The following is a 15,250-nucleotide window of genomic DNA, read 5'->3' as shown; positions in this document are numbered from 1 at the left end:
CGCTTCGCGAATGGTACGCCCGTTTGGTGAGGGAACCCCTCGCGAAGCCGATCCGACCATTGCCGCAAAGCCGCTCGCTCGCGACGGGGCTCGCGGCATCATCGCCGGAAAGGAGATACTGATGAACGACGTTGCACATTCCGGCTTCCTGCTCCCCGCGCGCGACCGGCTGATCGTCACCCTGGGCGTGATCGCCGGGGGTGCCATATTGCTGGCCTTCGTGCATGGCCTTGCAAGCGGCGCCGTCGCCCGGTCAAGCGTGCGCAACCTCTGGCTCGTCGTGCACCTGGTCGCCGTGCTGCCGGCGCTGCCGCTTGGCGCCTATGTGCTGGTCCGACGCAAGGGGGATGCGCTGCATCGCATGCTGGGCAAGCTCTGGGCGGTGCTGATGCTGGTCGCGGCGCTCTCCAGCTTCGGGCTGCGCGGCATGACCGGCAGCCTCAGCCCGATCCATCTGCTGTCGGTGGTGGTGCTGGTGATGATCCCGCGCGGCGTCCTGCTTGCCCGCCGCCACCGGATCGAGGCGCACCGCCGGGTGATGTCGCTCACCTATCTGGGCCTCGCCGTCGCGGGGCTGTTCACGCTGCTTCCCGGGCGGCTGCTGGGCAGCTGGCTGTTCAGCTGATGGCGGGCGCGGCCACGACGCGTGCGAGCGCATCCCGCCACCCCGCCAGTCGCGCCGCACGCACGCTGGACTCTATCTGGGGCTCGAAGGTGCGGATCGTGCCGCGCATCATCACCGCGTCGTCGAGGCTGTCGAACATGCCGCAGCCCAGCCCTGCCAGCATCGCCGCGCCGAGCGACGTCGTCTCGGCGAAATCGGGCCGGTCGACGGGCAGGGCAAGGATGTCGGCCAGGTCCTGTGCGATCCAGTCGTTGGTGATCATGCCCCCGTCGACGCGCAGCCGGCCCCATCGCGCGCCGTCGGCGGCGAAGGCGGTCTCGAGGTCGTGGCTCTGGTGCGCCATCGCCTCCAGCGCCGCGCGGACGATGTGCGCGCGCCCGGACGAAAAGCTGAGCCCGGAGATCGCCGCCCGCGCCTCCGGCTCCCACCAGGGCGCGCCGAGGCCGGTGAGGGCGGGGACGCAATAGACCCCGCCATTGTCGGGCACCGAGCGCGCGATCGCCTCGCTCTCCGCCGCGGTGGCAATCAGCCCCAGCGAATCGCGCAGCCACTGGACCAGGCTGCCCGCCACGAACACCGATCCCTCCAGCGCATAGGTGCGCCGCCCGCCCAGCTGCCACAGCACCGTCGCCAGCAGCCGGTGGCGCGAGCGGGGCTGGAGCGTGCCGGCATTGGTGAGAACGAAGGCGCCGGTGCCAAACGTTGCCTTGGTGTCGCCTGGGGTCAGGCAGGCCTGGCCGATCGTCGCCGCCTGCTGGTCGCCGGCAAGCCCGCAGATCGGGATCGCCCCGCCAAAGGCCTTGGTCACCCCGAACCGGCCGGCGCAATCGACGATCTCGGGCAGCGCGGCGCGGGGTACGCAGAACTGTTCGACCAGCCCGTCGCTCCAACCGCCATTGGCCAGGCCCATCAGCAGCGTCCGCGAGGCATTGGTCGCGTCGGTGATGTGCAGCCCGCCGGTGAGCTTCCACACCAGCCAGCTCTCCACCGTCCCGATCGCCAGCCGATCGCCCAACGCTTTGAGGTGCGGCCAGTTCGTCATCGCCCAGGCGATCTTGGTGCCGGAGAAATAGGGGTCTAGCAGCAGCCCGGTACGGGCCTGGATGCCCGGTTCCTCGCCTGCTTCCCGCATCGCCTGGCACAAGGGCGCGGTGCGCCGGTCCTGCCAGCTGATCGCGGGGGCGAGCGGCTCGCCGGTCACCTTGTCCCAGAACACCACCGTCTCGCGCTGGTTGGTGATGCCGATCGCGGCCATTCGCTGGGGGCCGCCCGCCAGCGTAACCATCGCCGCGGCGCAGGCGTGGCTCTGCCGCCAGATTTCGCCCGCATCATGTTCGACGAGGCCGGGCCCGGGATAATGCTGCGTCAGTTCTGCAGATCTACTCGCAACACATTGGCCGGAAGGCGTGAAGAGCATCGCCCGAGTCGAGGTGGTGCCCTCGTCGATCACCAGAAGCAATTCGGCCATGCAATTGAGGCTAGCTGGCAACACATCCCGCCGCAATTGCGCCGTGTTAGGGCCGCGCATTGCCGCAACACAATCGCGCCTCTACACTGTACCAGAAGGGGATTTTCGCGTGGACCAGCGTACCGGGATGATGGGTGGAGACGGCGGCGGGGCGGGGGGCGTTCCCGATCCGATCGCGCCCGCCGATCTGCCCGGGGACTGGGAGGGCGAAGAGCCCGCGCCCAGCCTGCGCCGCGACCGGCTGATGGCCGCGCTGGTGCTGATCGCCGGCATGGGGCTGGTGCTGGCGCTGCCCTTCGCGCTCCAGGCTGGCTCGCGCTTCTTCCTGCCGGTCACCGCCTCGCTGGTGATCGCGATCGCGCTGGTGCCGCTGCTCGAATGGCTGGAGCGGCACCGGCTGCCCGCGCCGATCGCGTCCTTCATCTGCGTGCTGCTGTTCCTCACCGCCGCCAACGTCGCGCTCGCCTCGATCGTGGTGCCGGCCTGGCAGTGGATCCGGCGGCTGCCCGAGAGCATCCCCAAGATCCAGCACAATCTGGAACCGCTGATCCGCTTCTATTCGAACCTCGAGCGGTTCGTGAACAAGACGCTCAACAACTTCGCATCGGCGCCGGTGCGCCAGCCGGTTGTGCAGGCCGCCCAGCCGCCGACGTCGCTGATGGACCTGTTCACCACCTCGGCCCCGTCGGCGCTGATCGAGATGTTCTTCGCGATCCTCGTCATCTACTTCTTCCTCGCCGGCTGGACTCGGCTGCGCCGCCGCGCGATCACCAGCCGCGCCAGCTTCGGCGGCGCGATGGCGACGGCGCGGGTGATCCAGGACGTGGTCGACGACACCTCGGCCTATCTGGGCACGATCACGCTGATCAACGTGACGCTCGGCCTGATCGTCGCGGGCGCGCTGTGGCTGATGGGCATGCCGACGCCGCTGATGTGGGGCGGCCTCGTCGCGCTGCTCAACTACATCCCCTACATCGGGCCGGTCATCGCGGCGCTGCTGCTCGCGGTGGGCGGGCTGATGTCCTATGCCGATATCGGCACGGCGATGGTGCCGCCGGCGATCATGATCGCGGCGCACCTCGTCGAGGCGAACGTGGTCACGCCGCTGATCGTCGGCCACCGGCTGACCATCAACCCGATCATGATCCTGATCTCGCTGAGCTTCTGGGGCTGGGTATGGGGCACCACCGGCGCGCTGCTGGCGGTGCCGCTGCTGATCATCATCCAGACCGTGCTCAACGCCGCCGGCAAGCCCGATATCGCCGGTTTCCTGTTCGAGCAGGGCACGCTGGTGCGCGATCCTGCGGACATTCGTTCGCGTCGTCGCGCGAACCTCGATCAATCCGGTTGACAGCCCGAAAACACGCGGCTAGGTGCCGCCTCCTCGCTTGGCTCAAGCGGGTGTAGCTCAGTTGGTTAGAGCGCCGGCCTGTCACGCCGGAGGTCGCGGGTTCGAGCCCCGTCACTCGCGCCACTCGCCTTGCGGGACTCCAGATGGAATCCGGCGGCGATTGGCCGTCCAAGATTTCCTCGCTTGGTTTCAAGCGGGTGTAGCTCAGTTGGTTAGAGCGCCGGCCTGTCACGCCGGAGGTCGCGGGTTCGAGCCCCGTCACTCGCGCCATGCGGCGCATCTCCCCGGAAATGCGGGAAATGCGCGCTGGCCGGTCCCTTTGCAGGCCCGCCCGTTTCTGCGCTAAGCCGCTGCGATGATCCGCACTTCTGTTCGCGCCTTCGCGCTGCTTCTCGCCACCACCGCCCTCCCAGCCTCGGCCCAGATCGCCGCCGATTCGAAACGAATCGAACAGACCGTCCGCACGATGGCTTCGGACGCGTTCGAGGGCCGCGCGCCGGGTACCCGCGGCGAGGACCGCGCGCTGGGGTATCTGGTCGCCCGATTCGAGGCGCTGGGGTTGGAGCCGGCCGGTCCGGACGGCCAGTGGTTGCAGAAGGTGCCGCTGCTCCACACCCGCCTGGGCGCGCCGCAGACGCTGCGATTCGACGGCCCCAAGGGCGCGATGCCGGTCGAGCAGGCCAAGGACCTCTACGTCTCGACGATTCGCCCCGATGCCGCCGCGCGAATCACGAACGCGCAGGTGGTGTTCGTCGGCTACGGCGTCACCGCGCCCGAGCGGCAGTGGGACGACTTCAAGGGTGTCGACCTGAAGGGCAAGGTCGCAGTGTTCCTGGTCAACGATCCCGACTTTTCCGCCGAGAAGGGCGAGGCGGTCGCCGGCACGTTCGGTGGGCGGACGATGACCTATTATGGCCGGTGGACCTACAAGTTCGAGGAAGCCGCCCGGCGCGGCGCGGTGGGCGCGCTGATCGTCCACGACACGCCCGGCGCCGGCTATGGCTGGAACGTGGTCGTCAGCAGCGGCGGCGAGAATTACGACATCGTCCGCAAGCGCGAGGACCTGACCAGCGTGGCGTTGCAGGGCTGGCTGGAGGGCGGGGCGGCGACGCGGCTGTTCGCGGCGGCGGGGCTCGATCTCGCCAAGCTGCAGGTCGAGGCGCGCAAGGCGGGCTTCCGCCCGGTGCCGCTGGAAGGTGTCCGCTTCTCCGCCGACGTGCCGGTGACGGCCGAGCAGGTCGACAGCTACAATGTCCTCGCCAAGATCCCCGGCAGCGAACGGCCCGACGAGGCGGTGATGTTCGGCGCGCACTGGGATGCCTACGGCGTCGGCAAGCCCGATGCCAAGGGGCGCATCTACCGCGCGGGCGCCAATGACGATGCGCTGGGCATCGCCGGGCTGCTGGAGATCGCCCGGAGCATGAAGGCGGGGCCGGCGCCCAAGCGCAGCGTCGTCTTCGCGGCCTGGACGGCGGAAGAGCGGGGGCTGCTCGGCTCGCTCTACTATACACAGCATCCGGTGGTGCCGATGGCCAAGACCGTCGCCAACCTGACGCTCGACATCCTGCAGACCGCGGGGCTCGCCAACGACGTGGTGCTGGTCGGGAAGGGGCAGAACACGCTGGAGGACGACATGGCCCGCGTCGCCGCGACGCAGGGGCGGCGGGTAACGCCCGAGGGCCTGCCCGAGCGCGGGCTGTTCTACCGGGCGGACCATTTCTCCTTCGCCAAGCAGGGCGTGCCGACGCTGCTGCTGATGGGAATCGCCGGCGCCTCGGACCTCAAGCAGGGCGGCACGGTGGCAGGGCAGGCGTGGATCGATGCCTATACGGGGCAGTGCTATCACCAGGCCTGCGACGCCTGGGGGCCGGACTGGAATCTCGCGGGGGCGGTGCAGGACATCGACCTGCTCGGTACGATCGGGGCGGAGCTGGCGAACGGGACGGCCTGGCCGACGTGGAAGGCGGGGTCGGAGTTCAAGGCGATTCGCGAGCGAAAGTGATGCGCTGATCCGAACCTTATTCTCTACTGCGTTCGGGAAATAGTGATCCTGAACCTGCTGAGCAGGGATTAGAGTGCCTTGAACTAGTGTCAGGACGGCTGACGAAGCGCGGCTATCATTGCTCAAGCATCCATCGCTCGCTAATTGAGGTGCTTGTAGAGCTTAGGGGGTTAATCATGCGCTACCGTTTGAATACACTGACTGCGGTAGGCTTGTTTCTGAGCAGTTGCGGTGGAGACGACCCAAGCTCGACGCCGGCCCCGGTCGTGACACCTTCCCCGACGCCAATCCCCGCGCCGACACCAACACCCGTGCCGACACCGACACCGACACCGGTACCGACACCGACACCTGCTCCAACCCCGACGAACGCGACGCTCACCGATCTGCGTTACGATCAGCAGTTCGTCACGCCCTATGGGACTATGCTATTTGGCCGGAATGACGCGAGTCAAACCGGCGTTGAACATGTCGGTGCAGGATCGCAGGATGCAACCTTCAAGTATTTTGCCGGCAGCAAAACGTATCGCGTGTACAGCCCTACCTACGATCCGGCCTGGACGGAGCCGATCACCTATGAGGATTTCGGCGAAGCGCAGCGCGTGGCGGCCGAATCGACGCCGGCATTTTCCTTCTACAGCGTGCCTGGTACCCGTTTTCCCTCTTATAGCCTGCGACTGCTTAATCCTGGTCCGACAAATCCGCTGATCGCGCTGACCTATGCGTCGATCGGAATTTACGACCGGCGCACCTTGCCGGCAAAGCCCCCCCTGCTTTGGCCGGATACTGTGTGGGCTTTTTCATACGGCATTACGACTCCGGTGGGTGCGGCGCTTCCCGGCAGCGACACGACGTATCAGGGCATCGTGACCGGGATAGGCTTGCGAGATTCCTACAAGAACGGCGTTCCGGTGTACGCAATTGACGGGCAGGTTAGTTTGGTCGTCAACTTCGCCAACGGCACCCTGTCGGGCACGATTACGTTGACCGGCGTGAACGACCTCACCGGCGCAACCGAAAATCTGGGTACGTTCACGATCCGGAAGGATGGTAGGGTCTCGGAGATGAGCGCGCCCGGGCGTTTTGTCAGCGGCGGCGGCCAGATTGCCTACGCCGCCTATGGCCCTGCGGGGGAGGAACTCGCCGGCGGCCTTGGTTTCCGCCTGAAGGATGTCGATTCGAGCCAGCCCGATTTCGGGCTCACCTTGGCCTTTGCGACCAAGCGCTAGCCTCGCCGTGAAGCGAAGGGCGTTCCTGCACCGCGCTCGGTATCGGCGGAGCGTCTTGCCTTGAACGGCAGATTGGGGGCGCTTGCCGCCGGGCCGCTGGATGCTGCCGTGTCATTTCTCCGTAGGCGGACGCGCTGGCTCACGCCCGCCAGCGCCCCGTCTCCATCCAGCGCAGCAGCGGCTTGAGCGGCAGGATCCACACGATCCCCAGCGCCAGATACACCAAGGTCTGCACCAGGATCGGCAGCCGCCCGATCTGCCCCGAGAAGCTCGCGACCAGCACCACCCAGACCAGGATCAGCCCGATGATCGCCAGCGCGCCGGCGGGTTTGCGCCAGCTGGGGTTCATGGCTCGGCGTGCCACAGCATGCCCTGCTCGGTCACCACGGCGTGAAGCGGCACGTCCCAGATGTCAGCGGGGAGGGCAGGGACCTGCTGCGCGGACCATGCCACGCCCACCCGCCAGGCCTGCTCGAACCGGGCAAAGGCGCGGTCGTAATGCCCGGCACCCTGGCCGAGGCGGTTGAGCCGCGGGTCGTAGCCGATCAGCGGGGTCAGGATCACGTCAGGCGCGACCTCGGGGCTGGCGGCGTCCGGCTGGCGCAGGCCGAACGGACCTGCAACCAGCGGCGCACCCATCTCCCAGGCGAGGAAGCGGATCGGTGCCGCGCGGTCGATCACATGCGGCAGCGCCAGCGCACAGCCGCGCTCGGCAGCGGCGGCGGCGAGCTGGGTCGGGTCGGCCTCGCTGCCCACCGGGCAATAGGTGGCGACGATCATGCCGGGTGTCAGCCGTTCGACGAACGCCTCGGGCGCGCGGATCGCGGTGCTAGATTGCGCGGCGAACAGGTCGCGCGCGGCGCGAAGTCGCGCACGGAGGGCGGGCTTGTCGCTCAGCATCGGTTTGGCGGGCAAGGTGTGACGGGAACCACCATGGGCCGTTGGCCTGAATATCCACCGACGCACAGAACGTCAGGTGGGAACCATGTGTTGCAGACCAGGATCTGCACAGGGACAGCTCCCATGGATGAAGATTATAGCCTCAGGGATAATTGCTAAGGCTCGCACCGGGCAGTTCCCGCCACGGCTCTAATCTAGGACGTCGCGTCGCTTTCCTCAAGGGCCGATGCGACGGCTTCGAGCCGATCGGCGATCCGCTCCAACAGCCCCTCGGGCACAGCAGGGGCGGGCGCGGGCTTCTTCTCCGCTTCGTCCAGCGCATCTGCGAGGATCAGCGCGAGATAGAGCAGGGTGCGCTCGCCGCTTTGCCCGCCGGCGGCGCGCAGCGCGGCATCGGCATGGCGGCCGATCCGCGCCTCCAGCTCGCGCAGGTGCGGCATGTCCTCGTCGCGTGCGGATACCGAGTAGCTGCGGCCGGCGACCTGGAGCGTGATTTCCGCCATCAGTCCTGCTCCTCTTCCGCGTCACCATCATCGCCGGCGAGTTGCGCCTCCAGCTCCCGCTCGCGGGCGATCAGCGCGTCCAGATCGACCAGCGCCGACTCGACCCGCGTGCGCAACGTCGCGTTGCGGGTCTCGAGCCTGGCGCGCGCCTGGGTCTGCGCGGTCGCGGCGACTTCGATACGCTTCAGCGCTCGCTCGATACGATCTGCTACTGGGTCGGACATTATCGTCGCCGGATAGCATGGTTCGGCGCAGCGGCAAGGGCAGCACGGTTAATGCAGGTCGTAACGCCTTCGTCGAACGGTTGACGGCGGGCCCCCATGCTTCCAAAGGCGTGCGCGACCAGACGGGGAATATCACGTGACAGCATCCTTCGCCGATTGCGCCAACGCCATCCGCGCGCTTTCCATGGACGCGGTTGAGGCCGCCAATTCGGGTCACCCCGGCATGCCGATGGGCATGGCCGACGTCGCCACCGTCCTCTTCCAGCGCTACCTCAAGTTCGACCCGGCCGATCCCGCCTGGCCCGATCGCGACCGTTTCGTGCTGTCGGCCGGCCATGGCTCGATGCTGATCTATTCGCTGTTGCACCTGACCGGCTATGCCCGCCCGACGCTGGAGGACATCAAGAACTTCCGCCAGATCGGCAGCCCCTGCGCCGGCCACCCCGAGAATTTCGAGCTGCCGGGCGTCGAGTGCACCACCGGCCCGCTGGGCCAGGGCCTGGCGATGGCGGTGGGCATGGCGATCGCCGAGCGGCACCTCAACGCGGTGTTCGGCGACGTCCTGGTCAACCACAAGACCTGGGTGATCGCCGGCGACGGCTGCCTGATGGAAGGCATCAACCACGAAGCGATCGGCATTGCCGGGCACCTCAAGCTCAACCGCCTGATCGTGCTGTGGGACGACAACAAGATCACGATCGACGGCGCGGTCTCGCTCTCCTCGGTCGAGGACATCCCGGCGCGCTACCGCGCCACCGGCTGGCACGTCGTCGAATGTGACGGCCATGACGAGGCGGACATCGTCCGCGCGCTCGACGAGGCAGTCGCCAGCGACAAGCCGGTGCTGGTCAAGTGCCGCACCGTGATCGGCCGGGGCGCGCCCAACAAGCAGGGCACGTCCAAGGTCCACGGCTCGCCGCTCGGCAAGGACGAAGTCGCCGCCGCCCGCGTCGCGCTCGGCTGGAATCACCCGGCGTTCGAGATCCCGCAGGACATCCGCGACGCCTGGCTCGCCGCCGGTGCCCGTGGCGCCGCGCCGCACGCCGCCTGGGCCGAGCGCCTCGCAGCCCACCCCGATCGCCTCGGCTGGGAACGCCGCGGCGACGTGCAGCCGAACCTGCTCCAGCCGCATGTCCAGAGCCTGCTCGCCAACCCGCAGAAGGTCGCGACCCGCAAGGCGTCCGAGCTGGCGCTGGAGGCGGTCAACGCGATCCTCGACGAGACGATCGGCGGCTCGGCCGATCTCACCGGCTCGAACAACACGCTGACCAAGGGGCTGCAGCGGCTCGACGCCGACAATTATGGCGGCCGCTACGTCAACTACGGCATCCGCGAATTCGGCATGGCCGCCGCGATGAACGGCATGGCGCTGCACGGCGGGGTGATCCCGTATGGCGGCACCTTCCTCGTCTTCGCCGACTATGCGCGCGGTGCGATCCGCCTCTCGGCGCTCCAGCACGCCCGCGTCGTCTATGTGATGACGCATGACTCGATCGGCCTCGGCGAGGACGGCCCGACCCATCAGCCGGTCGAGCATCTGATGAGCCTGCGCGTCATCCCCAACCTCGATGTGTGGCGCCCGTGCGACGCGGTCGAGACCGCCGAGGCCTGGGAAGCCGCGCTCGCCAAGACCGACGGCCCGTCGCTGATCGCGCTCAGCCGCCAGAACCTGCCGCAGCTGCGCACCGAAGCCGCCGAGAACCGCTCGGCGCGCGGCGCCTACGCGCTGCTGGAGGCGGAAGCGCCCCGCAAGGTGGTGCTGTATGCTACCGGCTCGGAAGTCGAGATCGCGGTTGCCGTGCGCGAGGCGCTGGAAGCCCAGGGCATCGGCGCCGATGTCGTCTCGGTCCTGTGTTTCGAGCGCTTCGATGCGCAGGACGCCGGCTACAAGCGCGACATCCTGCCGCAGGATGCGCTCAAGGTATCGATCGAGGCTGGCACCACCTTCGGCTGGGAGCGCTATACCGGAAACGATGGTTTGCGCTTCGGGGTCGATGGCTTCGGCGCTTCGGGTCCCTATCTAAAGCTGTACGAACATTTCGGTCTCACTGCGGACGCCATCGTTCCGCAGATCCTCGCTAAGCTGAACGGAGAACAGGCATGACCAAGGTTGCGATCAACGGTTTCGGACGTATCGGCCGGTTGGTGGCACGCGCGATCCTCGAGCGCCCGGAAAGCGGCCTCGAGCTGGTCACGATCAACGATCTCTCGGACGCCAAGTCGAACGCCTGGCTGTTCTCGCGTGACAGCATCCACGGCAAGTATCCGGGCACCGTCGAAGCCGACGGCAACGACATCGTCGTCGACGGCAAGCGCATCAAAGTGACCGCCGAGCGCGATCCCGCCAACCTGCCGCACGCCGAGAACGGCGTCGACATCGTGCTGGAGTGCACCGGCTTCTTCACCAAGCGCGAAGATGCCCAGAAGCACATCGACGCCGGCGCCAAGAAGGTGCTGATCTCGGCACCCGGCAAGAATGTCGACCTCACCGTCGTCTACGGCGTGAATCACGACAAGCTGACCGCCGAGCACACCATCGTCTCGAACGCGTCGTGCACCACCAACTGCCTGGCGCCGGTCGCCAAGGTCCTCAACGACGCGATCGGCATCGAGCGCGGTCTGATGACCACGGTCCACGCCTATACTAACGACCAGAAGATCCTCGACCAGATCCACCCGGACCTGCGTCGTGCGCGCGCCGCCGCGATGTCGATCATCCCGACCACGACGGGCGCCGCCCGCGCGGTGGGCGAAGTGCTGCCGGAGTTGAAGGGCAAGCTCGACGGCTCGGCCGTCCGCGTGCCCGTGCCGGATGGCAGCCTCGTCGACCTGACGTTCCAGCCGAAGCGCGACACCTCGGTCGAGGAAGTCAACGCGGTGCTGAAGGCGGCGTCGGAGAGCGGCCCGCTCAAGGGCGTGCTGGTCTACACCGCCGACCCGATCGTCTCGGCCGACATCGTGCACACGCCCGCATCGTCGACCGTCGACAGCCTGGAAACCGCGGTGATCGACGGCAAGCTGGTCCGCGTGGTCAGCTGGTACGATAACGAGTGGGGCTTCTCGAACCGCATGGTCGACACCGCGACCGTGATGGCGGGGCTCTAACACGGAAGTCCTCCGCTTCGGCGGGGGACGCTTCTAAATTCCCCTCCCGCTTGCGGGAGGGGCTAGGGGAGGGGAGGACGGCTGGACGGGCGATCAGCCCGAGGACCAGCCCCTCCCATCCTCAAGGCGGCCTTAGTGTCGCTGGGCAACTCTTCTTCTGTCATCCCGGCGAAAGCCGGGATCCATTCGCCACTCGGGCGAGGCAGGAGCCAAGACGTCCAGGCCAATGGATCCCGGCTTTCGCCGGGATGACGCTGGTAGGGCGGGGGCGGCACGGCGGCCAACGGCACAAGCGCAGGGTGCGAGCGCGCCGCCAACAGGATGCCGCTCGCGCAGCAATTCATTACGCGAGGGGTTCAGCATGGCGCGCACTTTCAAGACGCTCGACGACATGGGCGACATCACCGGCAAGCGGGTGCTGGTCCGCGAGGATCTCAACGTGCCGATGGCCGACGGCAAGGTGAGCGACGACACGCGGCTGCGCGCCGCGATCCAGACCGTCGCCGAACTGGCCGACCGTGGCGCGAAGGTGCTGATCCTCGCGCATTTCGGCCGTCCCAAGGGCAATCCCAACCCCGAATTCTCGCTCTCGCAGGTGGTGAAGCCGCTCGAACAGGTGCTGGGTCGCTCGGTTCGCTATATCGACTGGGAAGGCGACGCCGCCTCGGTCGCGACGCTGAACGACGGCGACATCGCGCTGCTCGAGAACACCCGCTTCTTCGGCGGCGAGGAAAAGAACGATCCGGCCGTGGTCGATCGGTTCGCGGCGCTCGGCGACCTCTATGTCAACGACGCCTTCTCGGCCGCGCACCGCGCGCACGCCTCGACCGAGGGCCTCGCCCACAAGCTGCCCGCCTTTGCCGGCCGACAGATGGAAGCCGAGCTCGACGCGCTCGACAAGGCGCTCGGCAACCCCGAGCATCCGGTCGCGGCGGTAGTGGGCGGCGCCAAGGTCTCGACCAAGCTCGACGTGCTCAAGCACCTGGTCGCCAAGGTCGATCACCTGATCATCGGCGGCGGCATGGCCAACACCTTCCTTGCCGCGCGCGGCGTCGATGTCGGCAAGAGCCTGTGCGAGCATGACCTGACCGGCACCGCCGAGGAGATCCTGGACGCGGCCGACGCCGCGGGCTGCACCGTCCACCTGCCCTACGACGTGGTGGTGGCGAAGGAATTCCGCGCCAATCCGCCGGTCCGCACCGTCAATGTCCACGAAGTCGGCGCCGACGAGATGATCCTCGACGTCGGCCCCGCCGCCACCGAGGCGCTCGCCGACGTGCTCAAGACCTGCAAGACCTTGGTCTGGAACGGTCCGATGGGCGCGTTCGAGATTCCGCCGTTCGATGCCGCGACCGTGTCGCTCGCCCGCACCGCGGCGGCGCTCACCAAGGAAGGCCAGCTCGTCTCGGTTGCCGGCGGCGGCGATACGGTGGCGGCGCTCAACCAGGCGGGCGTCGCGGGCGAGTTCAGCTTCGTCTCGACCGCGGGCGGCGCCTTCCTCGAATGGATGGAAGGCAAGGAACTTCCCGGCGTCGCCGCACTGGCCCGCTGACCTTCATAACAGTTGGCAAGACGTGGGGCGGAGCGCAGCAGCGTTTCCGCCCCTTCTTTTTGCGCTTCTCGAATGCTTGATTCTTGGCCTCCGCCCGGTTCGGACCGCGCCTGTTGCAGTGGTACCGCTTCAATGAGACAGCTTCTAAAGACCAATTGATAGCCAATTTACCGCTAGGTCATTGAGCTGTTCCGCAGCTGCGAAATAACTTCCGCTCTGCAGCACGTGACCAGCGTTGTCAGCCTTTTCGTTACCAATTTGCCGCGATAGGGACCGCACATCGATTACCAATGTGAGGAAGATCATGGGCATCACGCCGGCCGTCAAAGCGATCCTCGACAATTACGGCTCCGACAATCCCGGAGTGAAGGCGAACCTCGCGCGCATCCTGATGCAGGGCCGCCTCGGCGGCACCGGCAAGCTGATCATCCTGCCGGTCGACCAGGGCTTCGAGCATGGCCCGGCGCGCAGCTTTTCGGTCAATCCCGACGCCTATGATCCCCACTATCATTTCCAGCTGGCGATCGACGCCGGCCTCTCGGCTTATGCCGCGCCGCTCGGCATGATCGAGGCGGGGGCCGACACCTTCGCCGGCCAGATCCCGACGATCCTCAAGGTCAACAGCTCGAACAGCTGGGCCACCGGCATCGATCAGGCGGTGACCGGCGGCGTCGACGACGCGCTGCGCCTCGGCTGCTCGGCGATCGGCTTCACCATCTATCCGGGCGCCGACGGCGTGTTCGAGATGATGGAGGAGATCAAGGAAATGCGCGCCCAGGCCGCGTCGGTCGGCATCGCGACGGTGATCTGGTCGTATCCGCGCGGCGGCAAGCTCAGCAAGGAAGGCGAACTCGCGCTCGACGTCGGCGCCTATGCCGCGCACATGGCGGCGCTGCTCGGCGCGCACATCATCAAGGTCAAGCTGCCCGCCGCGAACATCGAGCAGGCCGAGGCCAAGAAGCTCTACGAGGGCACCGACTGGTCCAACCAGGCCGACCGCGTGGCCCATGTCGTGCAGAGCTGCTTCGCCGGCCGCCGCATCGTCGTCTTCTCGGGCGGCGCGTCGAAGGGCGCGGATGCCGTGTACCAGGACGCCCGCGACATTCTCGCAGGCGGTGGCCAGGGCTCGATCATCGGCCGCAACACCTTCCAGCGCCCGCGCGCTGAAGCGCTGGCGATGCTCGACAAGCTGGTCGCGATCTACAAGGGCGAGGAGGCCTGAAACCTGCCCCGGCGGCGCCGACGGGTTCGCCCGGACGGCGCCGCCGTATAACTGCCGCTGCTTGACCCCGAAGGACAGGGGGTGGAAGGCCCGCCGACAAAGGCGGTAGAGTTCCGCCGACATTTCAGCAGCGGAGTACCCCATGTCCGAACCCTTCGACGATCTCGAAGACGAAGCGAACCTCGAAGGCTTTGCCGAGAAATTCGTCCGCGACGATCGTCGCCCGCCCTGCCAGCTCTATCTGATCTCGCCGCTCGACGTGACCGGCGGCTTCGCCGATCGCCTGCGCCGTGCGCTCGATGCCGGTCCCGTCGCGGCCTTTCAGTTCCGGGTGAAGGATGTCGACCAGCACCAGGCCGCCAAGCTCGCCGAGCCATTGCAGCGCATCTGCGCCGATGCCGAGGTCGCTTTTATCGTCAACGACAGCGTCAGCCTCGCCAAGCGTCTCGGCGCCGACGGCGTGCATCTCGGGCAGGGGGATGGCGATGCCCGCGAGGCACGCGTGATCCTCGGCCCCAATGTCCAGATCGGCGTGACCTGCCACGACAGCCGGCACCTGGCGATGGAAGCAGGCGAGGCGGGGGCCGACTATGTCGCGTTCGGCGCCTTCTATCCGACCAGCACCAAGACGACCGAGCATTGCCCGGAGCCGGTGATCCTGTCCTGGTGGTCGGCGCTGTTCGAGATTCCCTGCGTGGCGATCGGCGGCATCACCCCGGCCAATGCAAGCCCGCTGGTGCAGGCGGGTGCGGACTTCCTCGCGGTCAGCCAGGCCGTCTGGGGCGGGGACGAGGCCGAAGCAGTGCGTGCCTTCGCCGGGATTCCGGGGATGCAGGGCTGATTCTGGCGAGATTCGCCGCTGATTCGGCGGGGATGGTCATCAAACGGTCATTCCCGCCGGGATTATCGGGGCTCAAAAATCCCGGATTTCCGCCATTTCTCGAGCCCCTGTCACGAAAACGACAGAAAGTTTCATTTTCTCGTTGACGGTCCGGCGGACCGCGCATAGAAGCCACTCCACCGACGCGGTGCTCTTCAACGGAACGCTTCGACGGTCACCGAAATTCAG

At 67.3% G+C, this 15,250-nt stretch carries 14 protein-coding genes, 2 tRNA genes and 1 other RNA gene; 11 read left to right on the top strand and 6 right to left on the bottom strand.

Annotation, left to right across the window (positions count from 1 at the left end; translation table 11 throughout):
• The first annotated feature begins 121 nt into the window (after window positions 1–121).
• The gene (locus tag ABIC65_RS17615; RefSeq protein ID WP_354310440.1) at window positions 122–625 is read left to right on the top strand and encodes a DUF2306 domain-containing protein; all 504 of its coding nucleotides are present in this window, start codon (window positions 122–124) and stop codon (window positions 623–625) included.
• Here the strand turns inward: ABIC65_RS17615 and ABIC65_RS17610 are convergent.
• Complete coding sequence (locus ABIC65_RS17610) at window positions 618–2,093, bottom strand: FGGY family carbohydrate kinase (RefSeq protein WP_354310439.1); 1,476 nt, start codon at window positions 2,091–2,093, stop codon at window positions 618–620. The genes ABIC65_RS17615 and ABIC65_RS17610 overlap by 8 nt on opposite strands.
• A 130-nt stretch (window positions 2,094–2,223) precedes the next feature.
• On the opposite strand from ABIC65_RS17610, the gene ABIC65_RS17605 reads away from it, so the two are divergent.
• The 5 genes from ABIC65_RS17605 to ABIC65_RS17585 all read left to right on the top strand — a co-directional run bounded on the left by ABIC65_RS17605 (window position 2,224) and on the right by ABIC65_RS17585 (window position 6,675).
• Window positions 2,224–3,444 (top strand): AI-2E family transporter, encoded by a 1,221-nt coding sequence (locus ABIC65_RS17605; RefSeq protein WP_436286750.1) that lies wholly within the window; start codon window positions 2,224–2,226, stop codon window positions 3,442–3,444.
• A 46-nt stretch (window positions 3,445–3,490) separates the two neighbouring features.
• Window positions 3,491–3,567 (top strand) — tRNA-Asp (locus ABIC65_RS17600).
• 70 nt (window positions 3,568–3,637) lie between these two features.
• A tRNA-Asp gene (locus ABIC65_RS17595) sits at window positions 3,638–3,714 on the top strand.
• Window positions 3,715–3,799: 85 nt separating this feature from the next.
• On the top strand, window positions 3,800–5,446 hold the full coding sequence (locus ABIC65_RS17590; RefSeq protein ID WP_354310435.1) for a M28 family metallopeptidase: 1,647 nt from the start codon (window positions 3,800–3,802) through the stop codon (window positions 5,444–5,446).
• Window positions 5,447–5,622: 176 nt separating this feature from the next.
• Window positions 5,623–6,675, top strand: coding sequence for a hypothetical protein (locus ABIC65_RS17585; protein WP_354310433.1), 1,053 nt, complete (start codon window positions 5,623–5,625; stop codon window positions 6,673–6,675).
• Between the two features lie 139 nt (window positions 6,676–6,814).
• On the opposite strand, the gene ABIC65_RS17580 is transcribed toward ABIC65_RS17585, so the two are convergent.
• The 5 genes from ABIC65_RS17580 to ABIC65_RS17560 all read right to left on the bottom strand — a co-directional run bounded on the left by ABIC65_RS17580 (window position 6,815) and on the right by ABIC65_RS17560 (window position 8,302).
• On the bottom strand, window positions 6,815–7,024 hold the full coding sequence (locus ABIC65_RS17580; RefSeq protein ID WP_354310431.1) for a DUF2842 domain-containing protein: 210 nt from the start codon (window positions 7,022–7,024) through the stop codon (window positions 6,815–6,817).
• The gene (locus tag ABIC65_RS17575; protein ID WP_354310871.1) at window positions 7,021–7,575 is read right to left on the bottom strand and encodes a 5-formyltetrahydrofolate cyclo-ligase; all 555 of its coding nucleotides are present in this window, start codon (window positions 7,573–7,575) and stop codon (window positions 7,021–7,023) included. Before ABIC65_RS17575 ends, ABIC65_RS17580 begins: the two co-directional genes overlap by 4 nt.
• A gap of 21 nt (window positions 7,576–7,596) precedes the next feature.
• A non-coding RNA gene (gene ssrS, locus ABIC65_RS17570) (6S RNA) lies at window positions 7,597–7,756 on the bottom strand.
• A gap of 13 nt (window positions 7,757–7,769) precedes the next feature.
• Complete coding sequence (locus tag ABIC65_RS17565) at window positions 7,770–8,078, bottom strand: cell division protein ZapA (RefSeq protein ID WP_354310429.1); 309 nt, start codon at window positions 8,076–8,078, stop codon at window positions 7,770–7,772.
• Window positions 8,078–8,302 (bottom strand): hypothetical protein, encoded by a 225-nt coding sequence (locus tag ABIC65_RS17560; protein ID WP_354310428.1) that lies wholly within the window; start codon window positions 8,300–8,302, stop codon window positions 8,078–8,080. The genes ABIC65_RS17565 and ABIC65_RS17560 overlap by 1 nt, the downstream gene beginning before the upstream one ends.
• 184 nt (window positions 8,303–8,486) lie before the next feature.
• On the opposite strand from ABIC65_RS17560, the gene tkt reads away from it, so the two are divergent.
• The 5 genes from tkt to thiE all read left to right on the top strand — a co-directional run bounded on the left by tkt (window position 8,487) and on the right by thiE (window position 15,022).
• The gene (gene tkt / locus ABIC65_RS17555; protein ID WP_436286749.1) at window positions 8,487–10,406 is read left to right on the top strand and encodes a transketolase; all 1,920 of its coding nucleotides are present in this window, start codon (window positions 8,487–8,489) and stop codon (window positions 10,404–10,406) included.
• Window positions 10,403–11,407: a type I glyceraldehyde-3-phosphate dehydrogenase gene (gene gap, locus ABIC65_RS17550; protein WP_313538451.1), complete on the top strand. Its 1,005-nt coding sequence runs from the start codon at window positions 10,403–10,405 to the stop codon at window positions 11,405–11,407. Before tkt ends, gap begins: the two co-directional genes overlap by 4 nt.
• 361 nt (window positions 11,408–11,768) lie before the next feature.
• Window positions 11,769–12,959, top strand: coding sequence for a phosphoglycerate kinase (locus ABIC65_RS17545; RefSeq protein WP_354310425.1), 1,191 nt, complete (start codon window positions 11,769–11,771; stop codon window positions 12,957–12,959).
• A 304-nt stretch (window positions 12,960–13,263) separates the two neighbouring features.
• Window positions 13,264–14,181 carry a class I fructose-bisphosphate aldolase gene (locus tag ABIC65_RS17540; protein WP_354310870.1) on the top strand — a complete coding sequence of 306 codons (918 nt, stop codon included), beginning with the start codon at window positions 13,264–13,266 and terminating at the stop codon, window positions 14,179–14,181.
• Between the two features lie 142 nt (window positions 14,182–14,323).
• Complete coding sequence (gene thiE, locus ABIC65_RS17535) at window positions 14,324–15,022, top strand: thiamine phosphate synthase (RefSeq protein ID WP_354310424.1); 699 nt, start codon at window positions 14,324–14,326, stop codon at window positions 15,020–15,022.
• Window positions 15,023–15,250 lie beyond the last annotated feature (228 nt).

Origin of the sequence: Sphingomonas trueperi, assembly GCF_040545665.1 — a bacterium.
Taxonomy (GTDB): Bacteria; Pseudomonadota; Alphaproteobacteria; order Sphingomonadales; family Sphingomonadaceae; genus Sphingomonas; species Sphingomonas trueperi_B.
The sequence above is the reverse complement of the archived record's forward strand: the minus strand, read 5'-3'. Positions and strand labels throughout refer to the sequence as shown.